At 50.1% G+C, this 16,593-nt stretch carries 16 protein-coding genes and 1 riboswitch; of the genes, 10 read left to right on the top strand and 6 right to left on the bottom strand.

Going from position 1 to position 16,593, the window contains the following annotated elements; genetic code table 11:
- Window positions 1–33 precede the first annotated feature (33 nt).
- From ruvC to BMW71_RS14600, 4 genes are all read left to right on the top strand, one after another.
- Complete coding sequence (gene ruvC, locus BMW71_RS14615) at window positions 34–609, top strand: crossover junction endodeoxyribonuclease RuvC (RefSeq protein ID WP_092175474.1); 576 nt, start codon at window positions 34–36, stop codon at window positions 607–609.
- A 68-nt stretch (window positions 610–677) separates the two neighbouring features.
- Window positions 678–1,094, top strand: a complete 417-nt coding sequence (locus BMW71_RS14610; RefSeq protein ID WP_092175471.1) for a nucleotidyltransferase substrate binding protein — start codon at window positions 678–680, stop codon at window positions 1,092–1,094.
- Window positions 1,095–1,212: 118 nt separating this feature from the next.
- On the top strand, window positions 1,213–2,502 hold the full coding sequence (locus BMW71_RS14605) for an LVIVD repeat-containing protein (RefSeq protein WP_092176077.1): 1,290 nt from the start codon (window positions 1,213–1,215) through the stop codon (window positions 2,500–2,502).
- Window positions 2,503–3,099 (top strand): hypothetical protein, encoded by a 597-nt coding sequence (locus BMW71_RS14600; RefSeq protein ID WP_092175468.1) that lies wholly within the window; start codon window positions 2,503–2,505, stop codon window positions 3,097–3,099.
- A gap of 276 nt (window positions 3,100–3,375) precedes the next feature.
- Here BMW71_RS14600 and BMW71_RS14595 read toward each other — a convergent pair whose 3' ends face one another.
- The 5 genes from BMW71_RS14595 to BMW71_RS14575 form a co-directional block, all read right to left on the bottom strand.
- On the bottom strand, window positions 3,376–4,368 hold the full coding sequence (locus tag BMW71_RS14595; protein ID WP_092175466.1) for an ABC transporter permease: 993 nt from the start codon (window positions 4,366–4,368) through the stop codon (window positions 3,376–3,378).
- Between the two features lie 7 nt (window positions 4,369–4,375).
- Window positions 4,376–5,332 (bottom strand): ABC transporter ATP-binding protein, encoded by a 957-nt coding sequence (locus tag BMW71_RS14590; protein ID WP_092175463.1) that lies wholly within the window; start codon window positions 5,330–5,332, stop codon window positions 4,376–4,378.
- 8 nt (window positions 5,333–5,340) lie between these two features.
- Window positions 5,341–6,198: a COG1470 family protein gene (locus tag BMW71_RS14585; RefSeq protein WP_092175460.1), complete on the bottom strand. Its 858-nt coding sequence runs from the start codon at window positions 6,196–6,198 to the stop codon at window positions 5,341–5,343.
- A 570-nt stretch (window positions 6,199–6,768) separates the two neighbouring features.
- Window positions 6,769–7,815 carry a YncE family protein gene (locus BMW71_RS14580; protein ID WP_092175458.1) on the bottom strand — a complete coding sequence of 349 codons (1,047 nt, stop codon included), beginning with the start codon at window positions 7,813–7,815 and terminating at the stop codon, window positions 6,769–6,771.
- Complete coding sequence (locus tag BMW71_RS14575) at window positions 7,812–9,707, bottom strand: TonB-dependent receptor (RefSeq protein WP_092175455.1); 1,896 nt, start codon at window positions 9,705–9,707, stop codon at window positions 7,812–7,814. The genes BMW71_RS14580 and BMW71_RS14575 overlap by 4 nt, the downstream gene beginning before the upstream one ends.
- Window positions 9,708–9,875: 168 nt before the next feature.
- Window positions 9,876–10,094: riboswitch (cobalamin riboswitch) on the bottom strand.
- Between the two features lie 95 nt (window positions 10,095–10,189).
- On the opposite strand from BMW71_RS14575, the gene BMW71_RS14570 reads away from it, so the two are divergent.
- From BMW71_RS14570 to BMW71_RS14560, 3 genes are read left to right on the top strand one after another with little or no spacing between them, the layout of a single operon-like run.
- Complete coding sequence (locus BMW71_RS14570) at window positions 10,190–11,356, top strand: ABC transporter substrate-binding protein (RefSeq protein WP_143057635.1); 1,167 nt, start codon at window positions 10,190–10,192, stop codon at window positions 11,354–11,356.
- Window positions 11,349–12,377: an iron ABC transporter permease gene (locus BMW71_RS14565; RefSeq protein WP_092175450.1), complete on the top strand. Its 1,029-nt coding sequence runs from the start codon at window positions 11,349–11,351 to the stop codon at window positions 12,375–12,377. The genes BMW71_RS14570 and BMW71_RS14565 overlap by 8 nt, the downstream gene beginning before the upstream one ends.
- Before the next feature lie 10 nt (window positions 12,378–12,387).
- Window positions 12,388–13,425 carry an ABC transporter ATP-binding protein gene (locus BMW71_RS14560; RefSeq protein WP_092175447.1) on the top strand — a complete coding sequence of 346 codons (1,038 nt, stop codon included), beginning with the start codon at window positions 12,388–12,390 and terminating at the stop codon, window positions 13,423–13,425.
- 306 nt (window positions 13,426–13,731) lie between these two features.
- Here the strand turns inward: BMW71_RS14560 and BMW71_RS14555 are convergent, their stop codons facing one another.
- Window positions 13,732–14,517, bottom strand: coding sequence for an SDR family oxidoreductase (locus tag BMW71_RS14555; protein ID WP_092175444.1), 786 nt, complete (start codon window positions 14,515–14,517; stop codon window positions 13,732–13,734).
- Window positions 14,518–14,691: 174 nt separating this feature from the next.
- Between BMW71_RS14555 and BMW71_RS14550 the strand changes: the two genes are divergently transcribed.
- The 3 genes from BMW71_RS14550 (at window position 14,692) to BMW71_RS14540 (ending at window position 16,565) form a co-directional block, all read left to right on the top strand.
- The gene (locus tag BMW71_RS14550; protein WP_092176075.1) at window positions 14,692–15,126 is read left to right on the top strand and encodes a MarR family winged helix-turn-helix transcriptional regulator; all 435 of its coding nucleotides are present in this window, start codon (window positions 14,692–14,694) and stop codon (window positions 15,124–15,126) included.
- Window positions 15,127–15,223: 97 nt separating this feature from the next.
- Window positions 15,224–16,228, top strand: coding sequence for an NAD(P)/FAD-dependent oxidoreductase (locus tag BMW71_RS14545; RefSeq protein ID WP_092175442.1), 1,005 nt, complete (start codon window positions 15,224–15,226; stop codon window positions 16,226–16,228).
- 16 nt (window positions 16,229–16,244) lie between these two features.
- A complete protein-coding gene (locus BMW71_RS14540) occupies window positions 16,245–16,565 on the top strand; it encodes a 2Fe-2S iron-sulfur cluster-binding protein (protein WP_092175439.1) in 321 nt (106 codons plus the stop codon).
- Window positions 16,566–16,593: the final 28 nt, after the last annotated feature.

Raw genomic sequence — 16,593 nt, 5'->3', positions numbered from 1 at the left:
CCTGCTTTGAAAGAATTGTCGTAAATTGCACCGATGGGCAAAGAAGCGAAAAATCAGCAGAAGGAAAAAATAATTTTGGGCATTGATCCGGGCACCACGGTCATGGGCTACGGGTTGTTACTGGTAACAGGCAATAGCTATTCAGTCCTCCAATTTGGTGTCATTCATTTGAAAAAATACAGCGATCATGCCTTGAAGTTGAAAAAAATATTCGACAAAATAAGCGGCATATTGGAGGAATTTTCGCCGGATGCCGTAGCACTCGAAGCCCCCTTTTACGGGCAAAACGTACAATCCATGCTCAAACTGGGCAGGGCACAGGGAGTGGCCATGGCGGCGGCGCTGGCCAAAGAAATAGCCATTACCGAATATTCGCCAAAGAAAGTGAAACAATCGGTCACGGGAAACGGCAATGCCTCCAAGGAGCAGGTAGCAGAAATGCTGAAAACCCTGCTAAACCTGAAGGAATTGCCCCAATTGCTGGATGCCACCGATGCGTTGGCGGTGGCGCTTTGCCACCACTTCCACGAGGGCCGGATTCAGACCCGGGGACGAAGCGCGGGCTGGAAGTCCTTCCTTAGCGAAAACCCAGACCGGGTAAAAAAATAATCACCTAACTATTCCGATTTCGATCGGTAATTGGTACATTGACTTCTACCGCTGTAAACGGAACGCTCATGAAACGAAAGGAATTGGATTGCGAAAATTGCTACACCGAATTTGTCGAACAGCTCAATGATTTGCGGGATGTGGTACAGGAAGGCAAAAGTCACGGCATGAACGACCGGACCCGCGCCGAAATCGTAAAATTTTTTGAAAAAGCCCATGACGCGGCCTTGGAAACCATTGCGGCCTATTTTAGAAAACAGGGGAAACCACCCTTTTCCGGGTCCCGGGACGCCACGGTGGAAGCTTTTCACGCAAACCTGATCGACGACGGACAGGGGTGGCTGGACATGATTATTTGCCGCATCAAATACAACCCCCTGTATCCCGGGGACTACCTGGGTTCCCTGACGGAAAACATCGTGAAAAAATACATCGATTTTCTGGAAGGATTTGAACGGGTCATGGAAAAAAACCTGGACCAGTAAACCGTTATTAAAAAAAAGTGAGCTCCGGGTGTCGCACTTTTCCAATGAGTTGCGTCTCAGGGAAAAGCATCTGATCAAGATGTCCCCGAAAACCTTTTCAAATTTGTTCCCAATGGCCATGAAAACACACGTACAAAAAAAACTCAGACAAAGCCTTCCGCTCGTATTTTCGGCAATGCTGCTCGTGTTCTTCCCTTCCTGCGAAGACCAATTGGAATCCAGCTACACCTACCAAACACAGGTGCCGGTATTCTTGCAAGTAAATGCCTTCCGTGAAGCAGACATCATCATCGAACCGCCCAAGCCACTGGATAATCCCGGTAAAATCTACATTTTCGGGGACTACCTGTTTGTATCTGAGCCGGGCAAAGGGATCCACATCCTGGACAACACCGACCCTGCCAGCCCGCGTAATCTGAATTTTATCAATATTCCGGGAACGGGAGATTTGGCTATCAACGATCACATTCTGTACGCCGATAATTACGTAGACCTATTGGCGTTTGATATCTCCGATCCGCAGGACATTGAATTGGTCAAAAGAGAGGAAGACGTGTTCCCAAACCTGTATTCCAACGAGGAAACCGGTACCATTGTCACGTATAAGGATACGTTGATCACGTCTACGGATCCCAATATGATGTGGTCCAGCTGGGGCAGGCCAGCTTTTCGGACCGACTTTATGGCCTTTGAGTCCATGGCTGCGGTTAGCAGCGATGCCAGCAGAGGAGGTGGACAAAATTACGGGCAGGGTGGCTCCATGGCTCGCTTCACCTTATTGTCGGGCCACCTGTACACGGTAGACGACTACGACCTTCGCGTCTTCAACGTGGAAGACCCTACCGACCCGCAGTACCTGAAAAACATCAACCTGGGTTGGGGCATTGAGACCATCTTTCCGTTTAAAGGAAATTTATTTATCGGTTCCATGACCGGCATGCACATTTACGATGCGAGCATTCCCTCCGACCCGAAGAAAATGGCTGTGTACGAGCACGTCACTTCCTGCGATCCGGTGGTCGTCAACGACACCCATGCCTTTGTCACCCTTCGGAGCGGGGCAATGTGTCGCATGGGTGTAGATGAACTGCATGTGCTGGACATCACCGACCTGTACAAACCGCGGTTGATTAAATCCTACCCCATGGATAATCCGCATGGGCTGGGTCTTTTGGGAGATTATTTGTACCTTGCAGAAGGTGAACACGGATTGAAGAGTTTTAACGTGGCAGATGTTTTGGAAATCGCCAGCAATCAATTGGAGCATCTGGACGATTTTGCTGCCATAGACATCATCCCCGGACCCAAATCGTTAATCGTAATTGGCCCGGATGGGGTTTGTCAGTTTGACTATTCCGACCCGGAAAAACTAAAGAAATTAAGCTGTATCAATGTATCTTTTCGCTAAATGAAGGTCATTTATACCATTTTTGCAGCAACCCTCTATTTGGCCTGTCCTTTTAACAGCTGGGGACAGGCCTTACCTTTTACCCATCATTCCGAAATGGGTATGCTGAGCGGGCGGGATGAGTTTGGGACGCGCACCAATTTCACCTTCCAAACTTTCAATGGCTTTCTGCTTTCGGAGAGGCACGCGTTTGGGTTCCTGACCGGCCTGGACCAATACGGCGGCCTTTCCGTGGTGCCGGTGGCCATGAGCTGGCGAACAGTAGCCAATCCCCAAGATACCTGGCAGGTATACGGAGCCCTGGATTTGGGGTACGGGTCCACGATTCTGGAGCCCACAGTGGTCACCGAATGGAACGAACACCGCTGGCAAGACGGGGGTTTTATGGGGCAGGGCAGTATCGGGCTGCGCTTAAAAACGAAACGGACCAATTTTTGGACCATCAGCCTGTCCTATAAACGGCAAATCTACCACCTCACCACTGCCAATCCCATGGTCCCAATGCCCGATCCCAGTCGCCCGGAAGACTGGAGCTATTTTGCAAAAGATAAAATCACATTCAATAATGTGGTGTGTCGCTTGGGATATTGGTTTTGAAAAGTATTAAAAAGCCCGTTTTTTCGAAAAATGGCGTCACAGAGGTCCAAAGGTGACACAAAGACAACTTTTTTCACCGCAGATTCGCACCCGATTTTCAGAGATTTTTTTGGGATTTAGAATAACTGAATAAGCTATTTTATCCTATACCCTGACCTTTTTCTGTGATGTATCTGTGCTAATTTGCGTAATCTGTGGTGCATTTTTTTTGTCCCGCAGACAAATCCCCGAAATAGCTCGTTATAAGTAGGGTCCTATAGATCCCTACATTCAGAACTACCCCCTTATTTCCCGGCGCATAAACAGGTAATACGAAGCTGCAAAACACATCGTCGTGGCAGCGATCAGGCCACTGAGCTGCGGCCATACGATCATCAAACTGTCCCGCAACGGAAGTGGCGAGGGGATCGCGCCGGCCATCTGTTCCATTGTGATCGGCCCCAAACTCCTTACAGACGGCATCAATAAGGTGGTCGTCGCATCGGTAAAAAGCTGACTGGGCGAGAGGCGCAACAGGTTTAAAACCTGTCGGTTATACCGAATCACATCCGTTTCGGAAAACTCATTGGCGGCCGGTACAATCAGGTCAATGATGATTTGGTAGAATACGGTAAAAAACAGCCAAATGCCAATTGCCGTCAGTGCGGAGGTGGAAGCCTGTTTGAAAAGGATCGACAATAAGATGGAAAGACCCAGCCAAAATCCCACATACACCGTACAAAGGATCGTAAAACCAACGATTCGAAATACTTCCTCTGCCTCGATGAGCACTCCGGTGATCAGGATGCCCCCGCCGACCATCAATAGGGAGAGCGTCAGTAATAAGCTCCCAACAAGTGCCAGCGCACTGACAAATTTCGACAAGAGCAAATTATCCCGGTACACGGGCTGCGCCATAATGCGGGTCAATGTTCCATTTTGCTGCTCGGAATTGATTGCATCAAACCCAAGGCTGATACCCACGATGGGGCCCAGAAAATTCAGAAATACATGGAATGGTGGCAGGGTGCCTTCGGTGGTGGTAAGCAACTTCAGGTACAGGAACAACCGATCCGGATCCTTTGCATTGTTCACCACCTCGCGTATAGTACTCATGGCCACCGAGATGCTGCCCCAAAATGTCAGGAGAATGAGTAGCAGCAGTACCAAAAACCGCCAGCTGCGAATATGACCGGCAATTTCTTTGCGCACCATCACCCAGAAGGGATGGGGGCGGGTTTCTGTCGTTGTAGAAGAATGACTGTCAACGAGATCCCTGATTGCTTTCATTGATCTTTTATTCAGTTAGGTTTTTCTCAAAATACTTTTCGTAAATTTCCTCCAATCCATACTCCTTTTTCTGGACACCGGAAACGTCATAGCCTTTATGTACAAAGAACCGAACGATGGCGGGGGTCAGGTCTTTACTGCTTATCACCTCGATCACCTGCCCTTGTACGCGAACCTGTTGCACAGCCTCCAGTTGGCGCATTTCTGCCTCATCCTTCCAGGGAAGGTCGATAGCGTTTTCCAAATTGACATGGACCTCGAATGATTTTTCAGCAAAAATCCGGTTGGAAAGCGTATCGAGGGTACCTTCAGCCAGCAGTTCTCCCTTAACAAAAATACCTACCCGATCACAAACTTGCTGCACCTGATGGAGGTGATGGGAGGAAAGCAAGACGGTCAGCCCCTTCTCGCGACTTAAGTGCAAAATGAGCCCGAGGAATTCCTTTACACCGCTTGGATCGATTCCCAGCGTGGGTTCATCCAAAATAATGACTTCTGGATCTTTGATAAGCACTTCTGCCAATCCCAGCCGCTGTTTCATTCCTCGGGAATAGGCGGCAGTCTTCTTATGGATGGCCTCACCGGACAGCCCTACCAGTTCCAACGTGGCAAGGGCCCGCTCCTCCACTTCTGAGCGTGGGATTCCATTCAGCTCCCCCACGTACATCAGGTTTTCAAGGGCCGTCATCGTATCGTAAAAGCCAACACTATCCGGCATGTACCCTACAAGCCGCTTGACCGATAGGGGGTCCTTGGTAGCATTAAATCCGCAAACACGGGCCGTGCCGGAACTGGGATCCGTTAGCCCCATCATCATAAGGATGGTCGTCGTCTTTCCGGCTCCATTGGGGCCCAATAATCCAAATATTTCCCCCTTGTTTACCGTAAGATCCAATTCATTCACTGCTTTGAAGTCGCCATACTTTTTTGTCAGGCGATTCAACTCTATGATTGGGTTAGCCATAACGTTGCTTATCTCCTACCAAATTTTCGGATGAGGTAAAATACAAAACCGATCGCCAGCAAAATCACGAGTATACCTACCCAGCCAGACAACATGGAGGTTTTGACCGTCATTCGAAAGGTCGCGGTACTCGTACTTGGAGCGTTTTTGGCAGTAAATTTACTGACGTAATCCCCTGCCAGGGTTTTATCGGGAACGGACAGCATTGCGATCACGTCCATGGTCTCGCCGGGATCCAACTGCTGGATCTCAGCGGGAGAAAAGGTGGCCTGCCAATTTGGAGGGGTCTGCGAGGAGAAAGTAATGTCATTCAAGGCCAGCGAGCCAGTATTTTTTACTTGGAGAAGTATTTCGGCTTTTTCCCCCTCTGTAATTTCACCACTCAAGCGCCCCGTAGGAGTGGTGAGCTCCATTTCATGGGATCCTTCTATTACCGCTTCCAGGTCTAGTGAAAGGGTCTCATTAGCTGCGCGGGCCTGCACGGGTACGGGGTACGTCGAAGGAGCTGCCCCATAGGCCGGTCGTATTTCGATGGTGAGGCTTTCCGTTCTTCCCGGCTCCACATTTAGCGAAGTGATTTGACTGCCCCTCGCCTTAAAAGCAACCCGCCAGCCTTCGGGCATCTCTGCGCTTAATTGGTATATCCGCGCTTGATCGGAATTGTTCGTGAGCGTGGCCTGATAACGAAAGGTTTCATTGACCGGGGCTTCTATGTTAAGAAGACTTGCGGTAAACGACGACCCGTCCCGTGAATCTTGAGCCGGGACCTTTAAGGGAAGTAGAAATCCAAAAACGACTAGAAAAGCAAACAAACAATACACGCCCCGAGAGGAGCTCTTTCTGTTAAAATTACCTGCGGAGTTCATATAAATAAGTGAAATTATGAATTAAACCATTGACGTAAAATCCAAGCCTATTTACCTTGAGATAACTTCAAGAATTGCGGTGACAATTTTATGCGAGAAGCAGATTTTACGCAAGACCCAAATCGAGAAATTAACATTTTTTAACAAACCGTCAATCGGTTGGATCATCACTAACCGTTATTGGTGCCGAAGCCTGTCGAATAGAAAACGCGTACCGCCAACGTGCACCGACAGACTGCCGCGGGTGCAACGAGCGAAGCGTTCATCCTTTATCCCAAAATATATCCTACCGATGACGTTTTTTTACCACCCCCTTTCTCCCCCTCCTGTTTTCAGGAGTGGGAGAAAGGAGGGAGGTGATTTGATATCACGCTTTATTTTTTTAATAGGTTGATTTTTAGATAGGTAATAGTCAATACCGTCATCCTGATTTCTGCGTTTTTTAAATGTTAAGTCTCGCAGAGGCGCCAATACCCGGCATTGGTTTTGAGCCCGTCGGCCTACGGCAGGCTAAGCCACTCCACATTACCACATCATCACATCTCCACTTGATCCTATCATCCCTCGAAATCAGGGAAAATAAAAGCCACTAGGGCCTCTTCCGGCGGGCAATTGGTCTATCAACGCTCCGGCCGAATTGATACGTAGTACTGAGCCGTTTCCCTGCCAGCCGGCATGCTCTCCAATAAACAGCGTTTGCGTTGCCTCATCGTATCCCAACCCGTAAAAATTTTTTCCCGAATAAAAACGGGCCTCCGAAACGGTTCCGGTACCTAGAGAAAGCTTCACTACCACATCTTCATCGGCATGGTTGCTAATGACAACTAGTTCGCCACTACCGGTAAGGGCAAAATTGCCATTGTAAATGCTGTTGACAACCCCAAACGTTTGCGTTTCCTCCACCTCAAACGTCACCGGATCCAGTCGGTGCGCGTAGACATTTTCGGCATCGTTGGCATACAGGTAGGTACGATTTGCGTAGTTAAAAAAATAAAAAGGCGTGCCGCTTACCGATACGGTCTTTTCTACGGTATCGTTTTCGGGGTTTATGACCGAAATCAGCTGTTCCTGCTGGCAGGCTACCAAAATCCGGTCTCCCAGGAAAGTCATTCCTTCTGGCCTGGAGGAAATAGCGATTTTCTTGCTGACCGAACCGCCCTCCTGGCCATTAACCACGGCAATAAACGATTCCGGATTGTTCCAGTTTTCGTCGTAGGCACCCCAATCGCTGATGAATAATTTCCCGTCAGTAGCCAGCAGGGACCGGGAATTGATCAGGCCTCCGTTTACCGCGCCTACGCTTACAAAGTCATCGGACCGAACGATTTCCACCTTGCCGGTATTGGCGACGAGATATCTATTGGCTCCAAAGGACCGCATGTTTTGGATCAACCCGGCAAAGGGGCGCGCATTCGCCTTTTCAAAAATAGACGATTCCATTTCCCCACTTTCGGTTTCGTAATGGAAAATTTCCCCATCATTGGCGCCAAATGCCCCTTCATTGATCACCAGCACCCCTTCTTCATAGGCACCTCGGGGCATTTCTACCGGCTCCGTTGCACAGGATACCAACAGCGTAAAAATCAGTATTTGGAAAGCTAACTTCACTTTTTTCATAGTTCTAGATGTATTGTAAGTTGAAAATTTCTTCCAGGCATGGGCCGTAGCCGAAGCAGCTGGTACTCGGTATTCCACACATTTTGAACCTCTAGCGCAACGCTTCCGCTTACCCATTTCTTCCAGGAAAAGGTACGGGAAACACCCGCTCCCCAAAGCGAATAGGCCGGCAGTGCGGTCTGGTTATCGGAGGTGAGAAAGCGTTCACCGGTGTATTGCCCTGACACAAAGCCGGAAAACCGGTCATTTTTAACCTTCCCGCGTACCTGCAATTTGTGGATGGGTACGTAGGGCAGTTGTTTACCGAGATCCATCTCGTTTCCTGCTGCCACGCTGCGGTTACTGGTATGGGTCCAGGCATAGTCCGCCTCCCAACCCAGATCCCAGCCCCCCTGCTTCAACTCCCATTCCATGAAGTACTCCAGCCCCTTACTCACCACCTTGCGGACGTTTTTTGGTGTCCAGTAGGATTCCTCCGGAAGCCAGATAATCCAGTTGTCCACGCTCATGTGAAACGCGGAAAGCCGATTGCTAAACTGTAGGATCTTATTGGTAAACTGTTGGTTAAAACCCAGTTCCTTGCTCCAGCTCTGCTCGGAAGCAAGGTCCGGATTTCCCCCAGGCACCCAGTAGCGGTCATTCAAGGTGGGCACCTTAAAGCCTTTGGATGCAGCTCCCAACAGCTCCCACTGCTGCACTGGACTTTTAACAAATGTCCAGGAAACACCCACTCCCGGTGTAAAGGGAACGGGCTGTCCTTCGTGCAGCAACTGCCTCAACTGCAGGGAAAATGCCAGGTTGTCCAGGGGCTTGTAATTGGTCGCCTGATACAGTTCAATGCGTTGTTCAGAATGGGAATAGGTCGATAAATCCCCCTGAATTCGGGTATACCGAACGCCGGAGCGGCTTTGCCAATGCGCTGAAGGTTCCCAGTCCACCGCAGCTGCCAGCAAGGCTTGCAGGGTTAGGTTTACGTCTGAATTGAACTCCATGTAATCGCGCACTATTCCCGCCTTGATATTCCAAGTGGTTTTTGGACCGTTTTTGATGTAATCCAACACCGCCCGGAGATTTGTATCGTTTTGGACATCTCGGCTGGATGAGCCCATAACGGGTTGAACCTCCCGCTGTATTTCCCCGAGCCAGACGGAAGCTTGTAGCACCTGAGCTTTTCCCAGATCGGCACGAATGTCCTGTACCCAACCCTGTTGGTGGACCGCCGCATGGTCCTGGTACCGAATAGGCGTGTCCGGGCTCGCCCAATCCGTATACGGATACCGGTTTGCCAGCACGTCTCGATACAGGCTGGTACGAAAGGAAATGGATTGAAGGCGCTGTTGGTGGCTGATTTCCTGGCCCCAATTGCCAAAACTTCCCAGCTGAGTTTTAACGTGGCTCTTGCGCCGTTGGTCTCTGGAGAGGGAAGTGGAGAGATGCACGGCTCCTCCGATGGCATCCGTCCCGTACAGTGCACCTGCACTTCCGTAGTGGATGTCTACCTGGTCCATACCGGCCATGGGAAAAATCGAATAATCTGCCTGGCCCAGAGAGGGACTATTGACCGGCAGCCCGTTCCAAAACAAGGCGTTATGGCCCGCGGATGTACCTCTTATGCTTAGGGAAGCAGCCATTCCCGGCCCGTAAGCGCGGATAAACAGCCCGGTTCGATCCTGAAGAAGGTCGCCAACCGAGCCTCCGGAAGGCCCCTCTGCAGCAGAAAGGTCAAGGCTACGAATCCGCTGCCCGTATGCATAGGTGCGCATCGGTACCGCAGCCACCTCCACGGGATCCAACTCCACCGTATCCCGGGCCAGCTCTTGACAATATCCCCAGACCGGCAGCAAAAGCCATACAATAGCGAGAAAGGGAATACGTCGATTTACTACTGCCATGATACCATCGGTTTCTTTCGAATCCGGACAGAAACGGCAAGAGAATGCGGGTTTATCCGTTGGACAGACCAATAGAGCGCGACCACCGTCAAATGGCTTCGCCTGGCTACGACTGGTAGAAATGAACACTGTTACAAACCTTCTTCTCCGCCTTTCTCCCGAAAGCGTTGAATACAGCGAAAAATGGCAGGTCTCCTGACTTCCCTTGGTTGTTCCGCCTTCTCGTCCTTGGATTAGGACAATGGCTGAGGATGGACAACCCCTGCCGCCGAAATCTGGCTGCAGGCATGGGTTACAGTTGCGGGGACAGCTCCGGATTTCCACCGGATTCCCTATTAATCCCGAGAGCCTGGTACAGGTTCGGGAACCATTAATCGAGACAAACATACAGGAAAATCCGCATTCAAAAAATTTTTACCAGAAAATAGCTGTTGGAATTGGGGGGTACATTGGTTTACTTTGGCATCAAATGTAAATCAGAAATGCAGCTATCGTACCCGGGAATTCGCTTCTACCTTGCCATAAACCTGCTGCTGTTGGTTGGTTTTTCCTGTGGTGAAAAAGAAAAGCAACGAGAAGACGCCACTGCGCTGGGCATCCAAGAAATCCCCCTGACTTATGCGAAGGGTTTTTCTCTATACAAAACCCCAGGAGGCTACCGCTTGATAACCCATTTTGAGCCAGGACTGGAAAAACGGTACGAAATCCGAGCCGCTGCCAGCCCGGACTCCCTGCACCTTGCGGAGGGTACCCAAACGATTTTCGCCAGTAGCAGAAAAATTGTACTGACAGCAACCACCCAAATTCCGCACCTGACCTATCTGGGTGCAGCAGACCGTTTGTTGGCGTTTCCAAATTTGGACCTGATTTCTTCCCCGGCCGTTCGCAAACAGATAGCTGCGGGGAAGGTCGTCGAACTGGGAAAAGGCCCATCCCCGGACCTGGAAACGATCATCGCAGCCGATCCCGACTGGGTGATGGTATCCGGGTTTGGGGAAGTGCAAAAACTCACCGAAAGGCTGGATGCAGCGAGAATTCCCGTGGTCGTAAACGGAGAATTCCTGGAACCACATCCACTGGGAAGGGCGGAATGGATCAAGGCTACAGGAGCCCTTTTGGGTGAATTGGAGGCCGCCGACAGCATCTTTTCTGCCATAGAGGCCAATTACCAGACTGCCCGGATGCAGTCAGGTACCACCACCCTAGAAGAAGATCGGCCCTCCGTGCTTTCCGGAACCTTGTACAAAGACATCTGGTATGCTCCCGGGAAGGACAGTTGGGTAGCCCAACTGATACGGGATGCCGGAGGAGCGTATGTATTCGAGCAACTCGAAGGCAGCGGTAGCCTTGCTCTCAACTATGAATTTGTGCTCGATCATGCGGGTGAAGCGAGCTTTTGGATTGGCGCTGCAGATTACGCCTCCGTATCGCAGATGGGAAATACCAATCCAAAATACCAGGATTTCAGGGCCTTTTCCAACGGACAGGTCTACACCTATACCCGGAACAGGGGCGAAACGGGCGGACTAATGTATTTCGAGGAAGGTTACCTGCGGCCGGATTGGGTACTTTGGGACCTGATCAAGATCCTGCATCCGGAAAAAGCAAGGGACCGCGATTTTCACTATTTCCAACGCCTCCATGAATAGCTTTTTATCCCCCCGTCTGGTGATCGTGCTACTTCTGTGTGCCGGGTTATGGCTGATCAACCTGAGCCTGGGCAGCGTACACATTCCTTTGAACGACCTGCTCCGGCGACTGGGAGGTATCCCTTTCCCAAAAAGCAGTTGGGAAATCATTGTCGTGGACTACCGGCTGCCCAAATCACTTACCGCAATGCTTGCCGGGATCGGACTTAGCCTCAGCGGCTTGCAAATGCAGACGTTTTTTCGAAATCCACTGGCCGGTCCCTATGTATTGGGCATTAGCGCTGGTGCGGGGCTGGGCGTGGCACTGCTGACCATGGCGGGAACCGCTTTCGGCTGGCACCTGCTGGGCAGTGCCGGAGGGTATTGGTCGGTGGTTTTGGCGGCGAGTGTCGGGGCGATCGGCGTACTGGTACTCATGGGCCTGGCCGCCTGGAAGGTAAAGGATAGCATGACCTTGTTGATTGTCGGACTCATGTTTGGTAGTGCCGCCTCCTCACTAATCACCCTGTTGGCCTATTTCAGTGCGGCAGAGGAATTGAAGCTATTTACCATTTGGTCGATGGGCAATTTGGGAAACACCGGGTGGAAGGAACTGGTACTTCTTTCGGGAGCGGTGTTCCTGGGCCTGGTACCCGCAATTTTTTCTGTCAAAGCCTACAATGCCATGCTCCTGGGCGAGGCCTATGCAGTGAGCATGGGAATAAACTTTCAGCGGTTACGTTGGGTAATGATCGTCAGTACGGGCATACTTACCGGCAGCATTACGGCTTTTTGCGGACCCATCGCCTTTATTGGCATAGCGGTACCGCACCTGGCCAGGCTGCTTTTCCGCACCCAAAACCATGCATTGCTCTTTCCGGCCGCAGCAAGTTTGGGGGTAGTGATTTTGCTTGCCTGCGATACCATTAGCCAGCTGCCCGGCATGGCCAGTACGTTGCCTTTAAATGCAATCACCACAGCCTTTGGTGCGCCATTGATCATTTGGCTGATCATGAAACGAAGTTTCAGTGAGGAATTTTAACGTTAGCACCATGAATCTGCCGACAACCAACACGGCCGAAAATCCGGCATTTGTACGGGCCAGGGACCTGGAATTGGGCTATCGCACCGGCAAGCTGGCGCAGCGGGTAGCCTATCCGGTGAGCTTTGACCTGTATCGGCAGGAGCTCACCTGCCTGATGGGACCCAATGGGGTGGGCAAATCCACTCTGCTAAAAGCCATCATGCATCAGCACCCGCCCCTGCAGGGCGAGGTGTGGCTGGGGGATACCCCAACCGGTAGGCTTGCTGAAAAGGAGCGGGCAAAAAAGATCGCCGTGGTCCTGACCGAAAAAACACCCACAGGCATGATGACAGTCCGGGATTTGGTCGCCCTGGGCAGAATTCCACACACGGGCTGGTGGGGCCAACTGAGCCCGCTGGACCAGACAAAAATAGCCGAAGTGATGGAATGGACATCCATTTCGCATCTGGCCGCAAAACGGGTATCCGCGCTCAGCGACGGACAGCGGCAAACGGCCCTGATTGCCCGTGCCCTGGCCCAGGACAGCCCCATCCTAATCCTGGACGAACCTACGGCCCACCTGGATCTTAGCAATCGGTTTGAAATCATGTACTTGTTACGTGACCTTGCAAGAAAAGCGTCCAAAGCCATTTTGGTCGTCACCCACGATCTGGAAGTAGCCCTTGAAACGGCTGATAAACTTTGGCTGATGAACGCAAACCAGCCCCTGTTGACCGGCAGCCCGGAAGACCTGATGATTAATGGCGGCATACAGCGCCTGGTCCCCGGGGACAAATGGCAGGTGGATGCTGTTTCTGGCAAGATCGTTCGGAGCACAATTCCGCTGGCTTGTGCCATTGAAGGGCCCGAAGCCCTGGTTTGTTGGGTAAAAAACGCCCTCCGGAAAAACCCCGAACTGCAACTGCCTGCCTCCATTCAAATCACCGCATCCCCCTTCGAAATAAAAGCAACCTTTGCCAAAAGCCACTGCCACTTTCAAAGCATTTCCGAAATGCTCAGATTCCTCCAAAATCCGCCAGCAACAGAAAACTCCTTTTTAAAATAAACTTTTTTTCTTATATTAAAATTATTCTTTTAAAAAAATCAATTATATAGTAATAAAATTTTAATAATATCGATTTTACTTATTAACGAATTTATTAAAAAAACACACCGACGCATTCGCGTGAATAAGATCAAAAGATCAATTATTTCCACAATTGGATTTTATTGCTAGCCATAAACCCAGCCTGTCATGCCCAAGTTTCTAAAAATCCTTATTTTGCTTGCATCCATTTCGGTGCTTTTAATCATGGTTGGAGTAGTGTACGTTTCAATTGCCCTGCCTAATGTGGCGCCGGCACCGGAAAATTTATAGGCTTTTGATGGCCCCTCCATCAATCGGGATACTGGTTCCAGTGATGTATCCGGCCATTGGGGAAGCCAGAAAGGCAAGCAAGTAACCGTATTCTTTGGGATCTCCAAACCTGCCTGCAGGAATGCTCGCTTTCCTGGCTTCCAGCAGTGCTTCCATCGTGTTGCCGGTAGCCCGGGCCTGCTGTTCGGTCAGCTCCCGGATACGTTCGGTATCAAAGGCTCCGGTAAGAATGGAATTGACCGTGACTCCATCCAAAGCTACCGCTTCTGCCAGACTCTTCGCCCAACTGACCACCGCGGTGCGTATGCTGTTGGACAATACCAGATTGGGCAATGGTTCTTTTACCGAAACGGAGGAAACATTGAGTATACGCCCGTAGCCCCGGGCACGCATGCCCGGCAGCAGCAACTGGGTCAAATGGTGATAGGTTTTAAACAGCAGATCGAACGCCTCCTGAAAGTGCTCGGTTGTTTTCTCCGTGACCGTACCAGCTTTCGGACCGTTGGTATTGTTGACCAGGATATCTACTTTTTTGCCATTAAAAAACTTCTCGCTGTGTCGCTTGAAACCAGGAAAATCCAGGTAATCGACCTGCAGGTAATCGTGTATTTGTCCGTTATCGGCAGGTAAGGAAGCTAAGGCCTCGTTTAAGGAACGCTCGTTTCGTGCCATCAGCGTGACTGTAGCGCCCGATGCAGCAAGTTGACGAGCAGCGGCCAATCCAAGCCCCCGGGTGGCTCCCCCTACTACCGCCTGGTATCCAGTAAGATCGATGATCATTTCTTGCTTGTTTTTTAGGGTAAGACATTTGATTCTGGAAAATTAGCCCTTTCCAGACAATATGGCAAGTCGAAACGACCTTCCAATCACTATTCAACAAAACCTATAATTTTTATAGGGTTTGTTGGGAGAAGAAATGAAATATTGATTATATTTGCCGTACGAATTATTGGCATGACATACGAGCAATTTAGCAGGTATTCTTTTTTGTTGGATCGGACGGCGAAAAAAGTCAAGCAGTACGCCCAGCAAAAGTTCAAGTTGAACGAATTTGACATTACGGTGGACCAATGGTTGGTCATGAAAAACCTGGATGAAAACGAACGGCTTAGCCAGACTGAATTGGCTCATCTGGTATTCAAAGATCAGCCCACCCTGACCCGAATTGTCGATATTCTGTGCAAAAAAGGGTACGTGGACCGCATTCCTCATCCCCAGGACCGGAGGAGCTATCGGCTGCTTCTGACGAGCAGCGGAAAGGAAAAGGTAGGAGAATTGAAGCCACAAATTGCGCAGATTCGTCAAAAGGCCTGGGAAAATCTAACCGAGAGGGATTTTGAGGAATTTAAGCGGATACTGAACACCATCTATGGCAACCTGGCAGAATAAACTGGCGGAAAATTTAAAATAGTTGGTATACTAATTATCTTTGTAGAAACAAAGGAACCTGAACGGGGTTCCACCTTTAAAACAATCAATTTATACCATGATTACTACTGACATTTGCATAATTGGAGCAGGCCCGGTAGGCTTATTTGCGGTCTTTGAAGCCGGTTTATTAAAGATGCGTTGCCATTTGGTGGATGCCTTGCCTCAAGTGGGAGGACAGTTGTCGGAAATCTATCCGCAAAAGCCTATTTACGATATCCCCGGTTATCCCGAGGTGAAGGCGCAGGAGTTGGTAGATAATCTCATGGAACAAATAAAGCCATTTAAGCCCACGTTTTCGCTGGGCGAACGGGTAGACCACCTCAGCAAGCAGACGGACGGTTCGTATGTGCTGACCACCAGCGATAAAACCCAAATACATGCGCAGGTGGTAGTCATAGCTGGGGGCTTGGGTTGTTTTGAACCTAGAAAGCCCGTACTGGAAAATCTCGAAACCTTCGAGGGCAAAGGAGTGGCCTACATGGTCAAAAATCCGGAGCAGTTCCGGGACAAAAAAGTGATTCTGGCCGGCGGAGGAGATTCTGCCCTGGACTGGGCCATCTACCTGTCCGACGTAGCCAAGCGGGTAACGCTGGTACACCGAAACGAAACCTTTAGAGGCGCGCCCGACTCGGCCGCAAAGGTGTTTGACCTGGCCAATGAAGGTAAAATTGACCTGATCCTATCTGCCAACCTAAAAGAACTTGGTGGCAATGGTCACCTTGCTTCGGTTTTCCTGGAAGACAAAGCCAAAACCCGAATCAAAATCGATGCGGATTACCTGATTCCTCTGTTTGGTCTCAGTCCCAAACTAGGACCAATTGCCGATTGGGGACTTACCGTGGACCGAAATGCAATTGAAGTGGATACCAGAGACTATTCGACTGGCGTGGACCGCATCTTTGCCATAGGAGATATCAATACGTACCCGGGTAAGTTGAAGTTGATTTTGTGCGGGTTTCACGAAGCGGCTATCATGATGCAAGCGGCTTTTAAGTACGTCTATCCCGATCAGAAACTAAGTTTCAAATACACGACCGTAAACGGAGTCAACTCATTTTAATCGTTTTTTTTAACCAATGGTAACATTCACCGTAGAAGATCACGATGGCAATCGTCAGGACATTGAAGCACCGGATGACATGGGGCTAAGCCTGATGGAAGTACTGAAAGCGTCCGAATATCCCGTTTTGGCCACTTGTGGAGGAATGGCGCTATGTGCCACCTGCCACGTTGAGGTACTGGAAGGGAAAAACGGCCTTGGAGAGGCGACTGACATTGAATTGGATCAGCTGGAGGCGCTTCCGGAATATTTTCCCAGCAGCCGGCTCGCTTGTCAGATTCGGATCAGTGAGGAACTGGACGGTGCGGTAATCAAGCTCCGGGGAGAAGACAATTAATCCTACCTCAGAAAAAGGTGAGCGGAAT

It is taken from the genome of Cyclobacterium xiamenense, from assembly GCF_900109255.1.
GTDB lineage: Bacteria > Bacteroidota > Bacteroidia > Cytophagales > Cyclobacteriaceae > Cyclobacterium > Cyclobacterium xiamenense.
The sequence above is the reverse complement of the archived record's forward strand: the minus strand, read 5'-3'. Positions and strand labels throughout refer to the sequence as shown.

What these genes read in the sequence shown, in the direction of transcription:
- ruvC (WP_092175474.1), top strand. Translation starts at nt 34, where the DNA reads ATGGGCAAAGAAGCGAAAAATCAGCAGAAGGAAAAAATAATTTTGGGC.
- BMW71_RS14610 (WP_092175471.1), top strand. Translation starts at nt 678, where the DNA reads ATGAAACGAAAGGAATTGGATTGCGAAAATTGCTACACCGAATTTGTC.
- BMW71_RS14605 (WP_092176077.1), top strand. Translation starts at nt 1,213, where the DNA reads ATGAAAACACACGTACAAAAAAAACTCAGACAAAGCCTTCCGCTCGTA.
- BMW71_RS14600 (WP_092175468.1), top strand. Translation starts at nt 2,503, where the DNA reads ATGAAGGTCATTTATACCATTTTTGCAGCAACCCTCTATTTGGCCTGT.
- BMW71_RS14595 (WP_092175466.1), bottom strand. Translation starts at nt 4,368, where the DNA reads ATGAAAGCAATCAGGGATCTCGTTGACAGTCATTCTTCTACAACGACA.
- BMW71_RS14590 (WP_092175463.1), bottom strand. Translation starts at nt 5,332, where the DNA reads ATGGCTAACCCAATCATAGAGTTGAATCGCCTGACAAAAAAGTATGGC.
- BMW71_RS14585 (WP_092175460.1), bottom strand. Translation starts at nt 6,198, where the DNA reads ATGAACTCCGCAGGTAATTTTAACAGAAAGAGCTCCTCTCGGGGCGTG.
- BMW71_RS14580 (WP_092175458.1), bottom strand. Translation starts at nt 7,815, where the DNA reads ATGAAAAAAGTGAAGTTAGCTTTCCAAATACTGATTTTTACGCTGTTG.
- BMW71_RS14575 (WP_092175455.1), bottom strand. Translation starts at nt 9,707, where the DNA reads ATGGCAGTAGTAAATCGACGTATTCCCTTTCTCGCTATTGTATGGCTT.
- BMW71_RS14570 (WP_143057635.1), top strand. Translation starts at nt 10,190, where the DNA reads ATGCAGCTATCGTACCCGGGAATTCGCTTCTACCTTGCCATAAACCTG.
- BMW71_RS14565 (WP_092175450.1), top strand. Translation starts at nt 11,349, where the DNA reads ATGAATAGCTTTTTATCCCCCCGTCTGGTGATCGTGCTACTTCTGTGT.
- BMW71_RS14560 (WP_092175447.1), top strand. Translation starts at nt 12,388, where the DNA reads ATGAATCTGCCGACAACCAACACGGCCGAAAATCCGGCATTTGTACGG.
- BMW71_RS14555 (WP_092175444.1), bottom strand. Translation starts at nt 14,517, where the DNA reads ATGATCATCGATCTTACTGGATACCAGGCGGTAGTAGGGGGAGCCACC.
- BMW71_RS14550 (WP_092176075.1), top strand. Translation starts at nt 14,692, where the DNA reads ATGACATACGAGCAATTTAGCAGGTATTCTTTTTTGTTGGATCGGACG.
- BMW71_RS14545 (WP_092175442.1), top strand. Translation starts at nt 15,224, where the DNA reads ATGATTACTACTGACATTTGCATAATTGGAGCAGGCCCGGTAGGCTTA.
- BMW71_RS14540 (WP_092175439.1), top strand. Translation starts at nt 16,245, where the DNA reads ATGGTAACATTCACCGTAGAAGATCACGATGGCAATCGTCAGGACATT.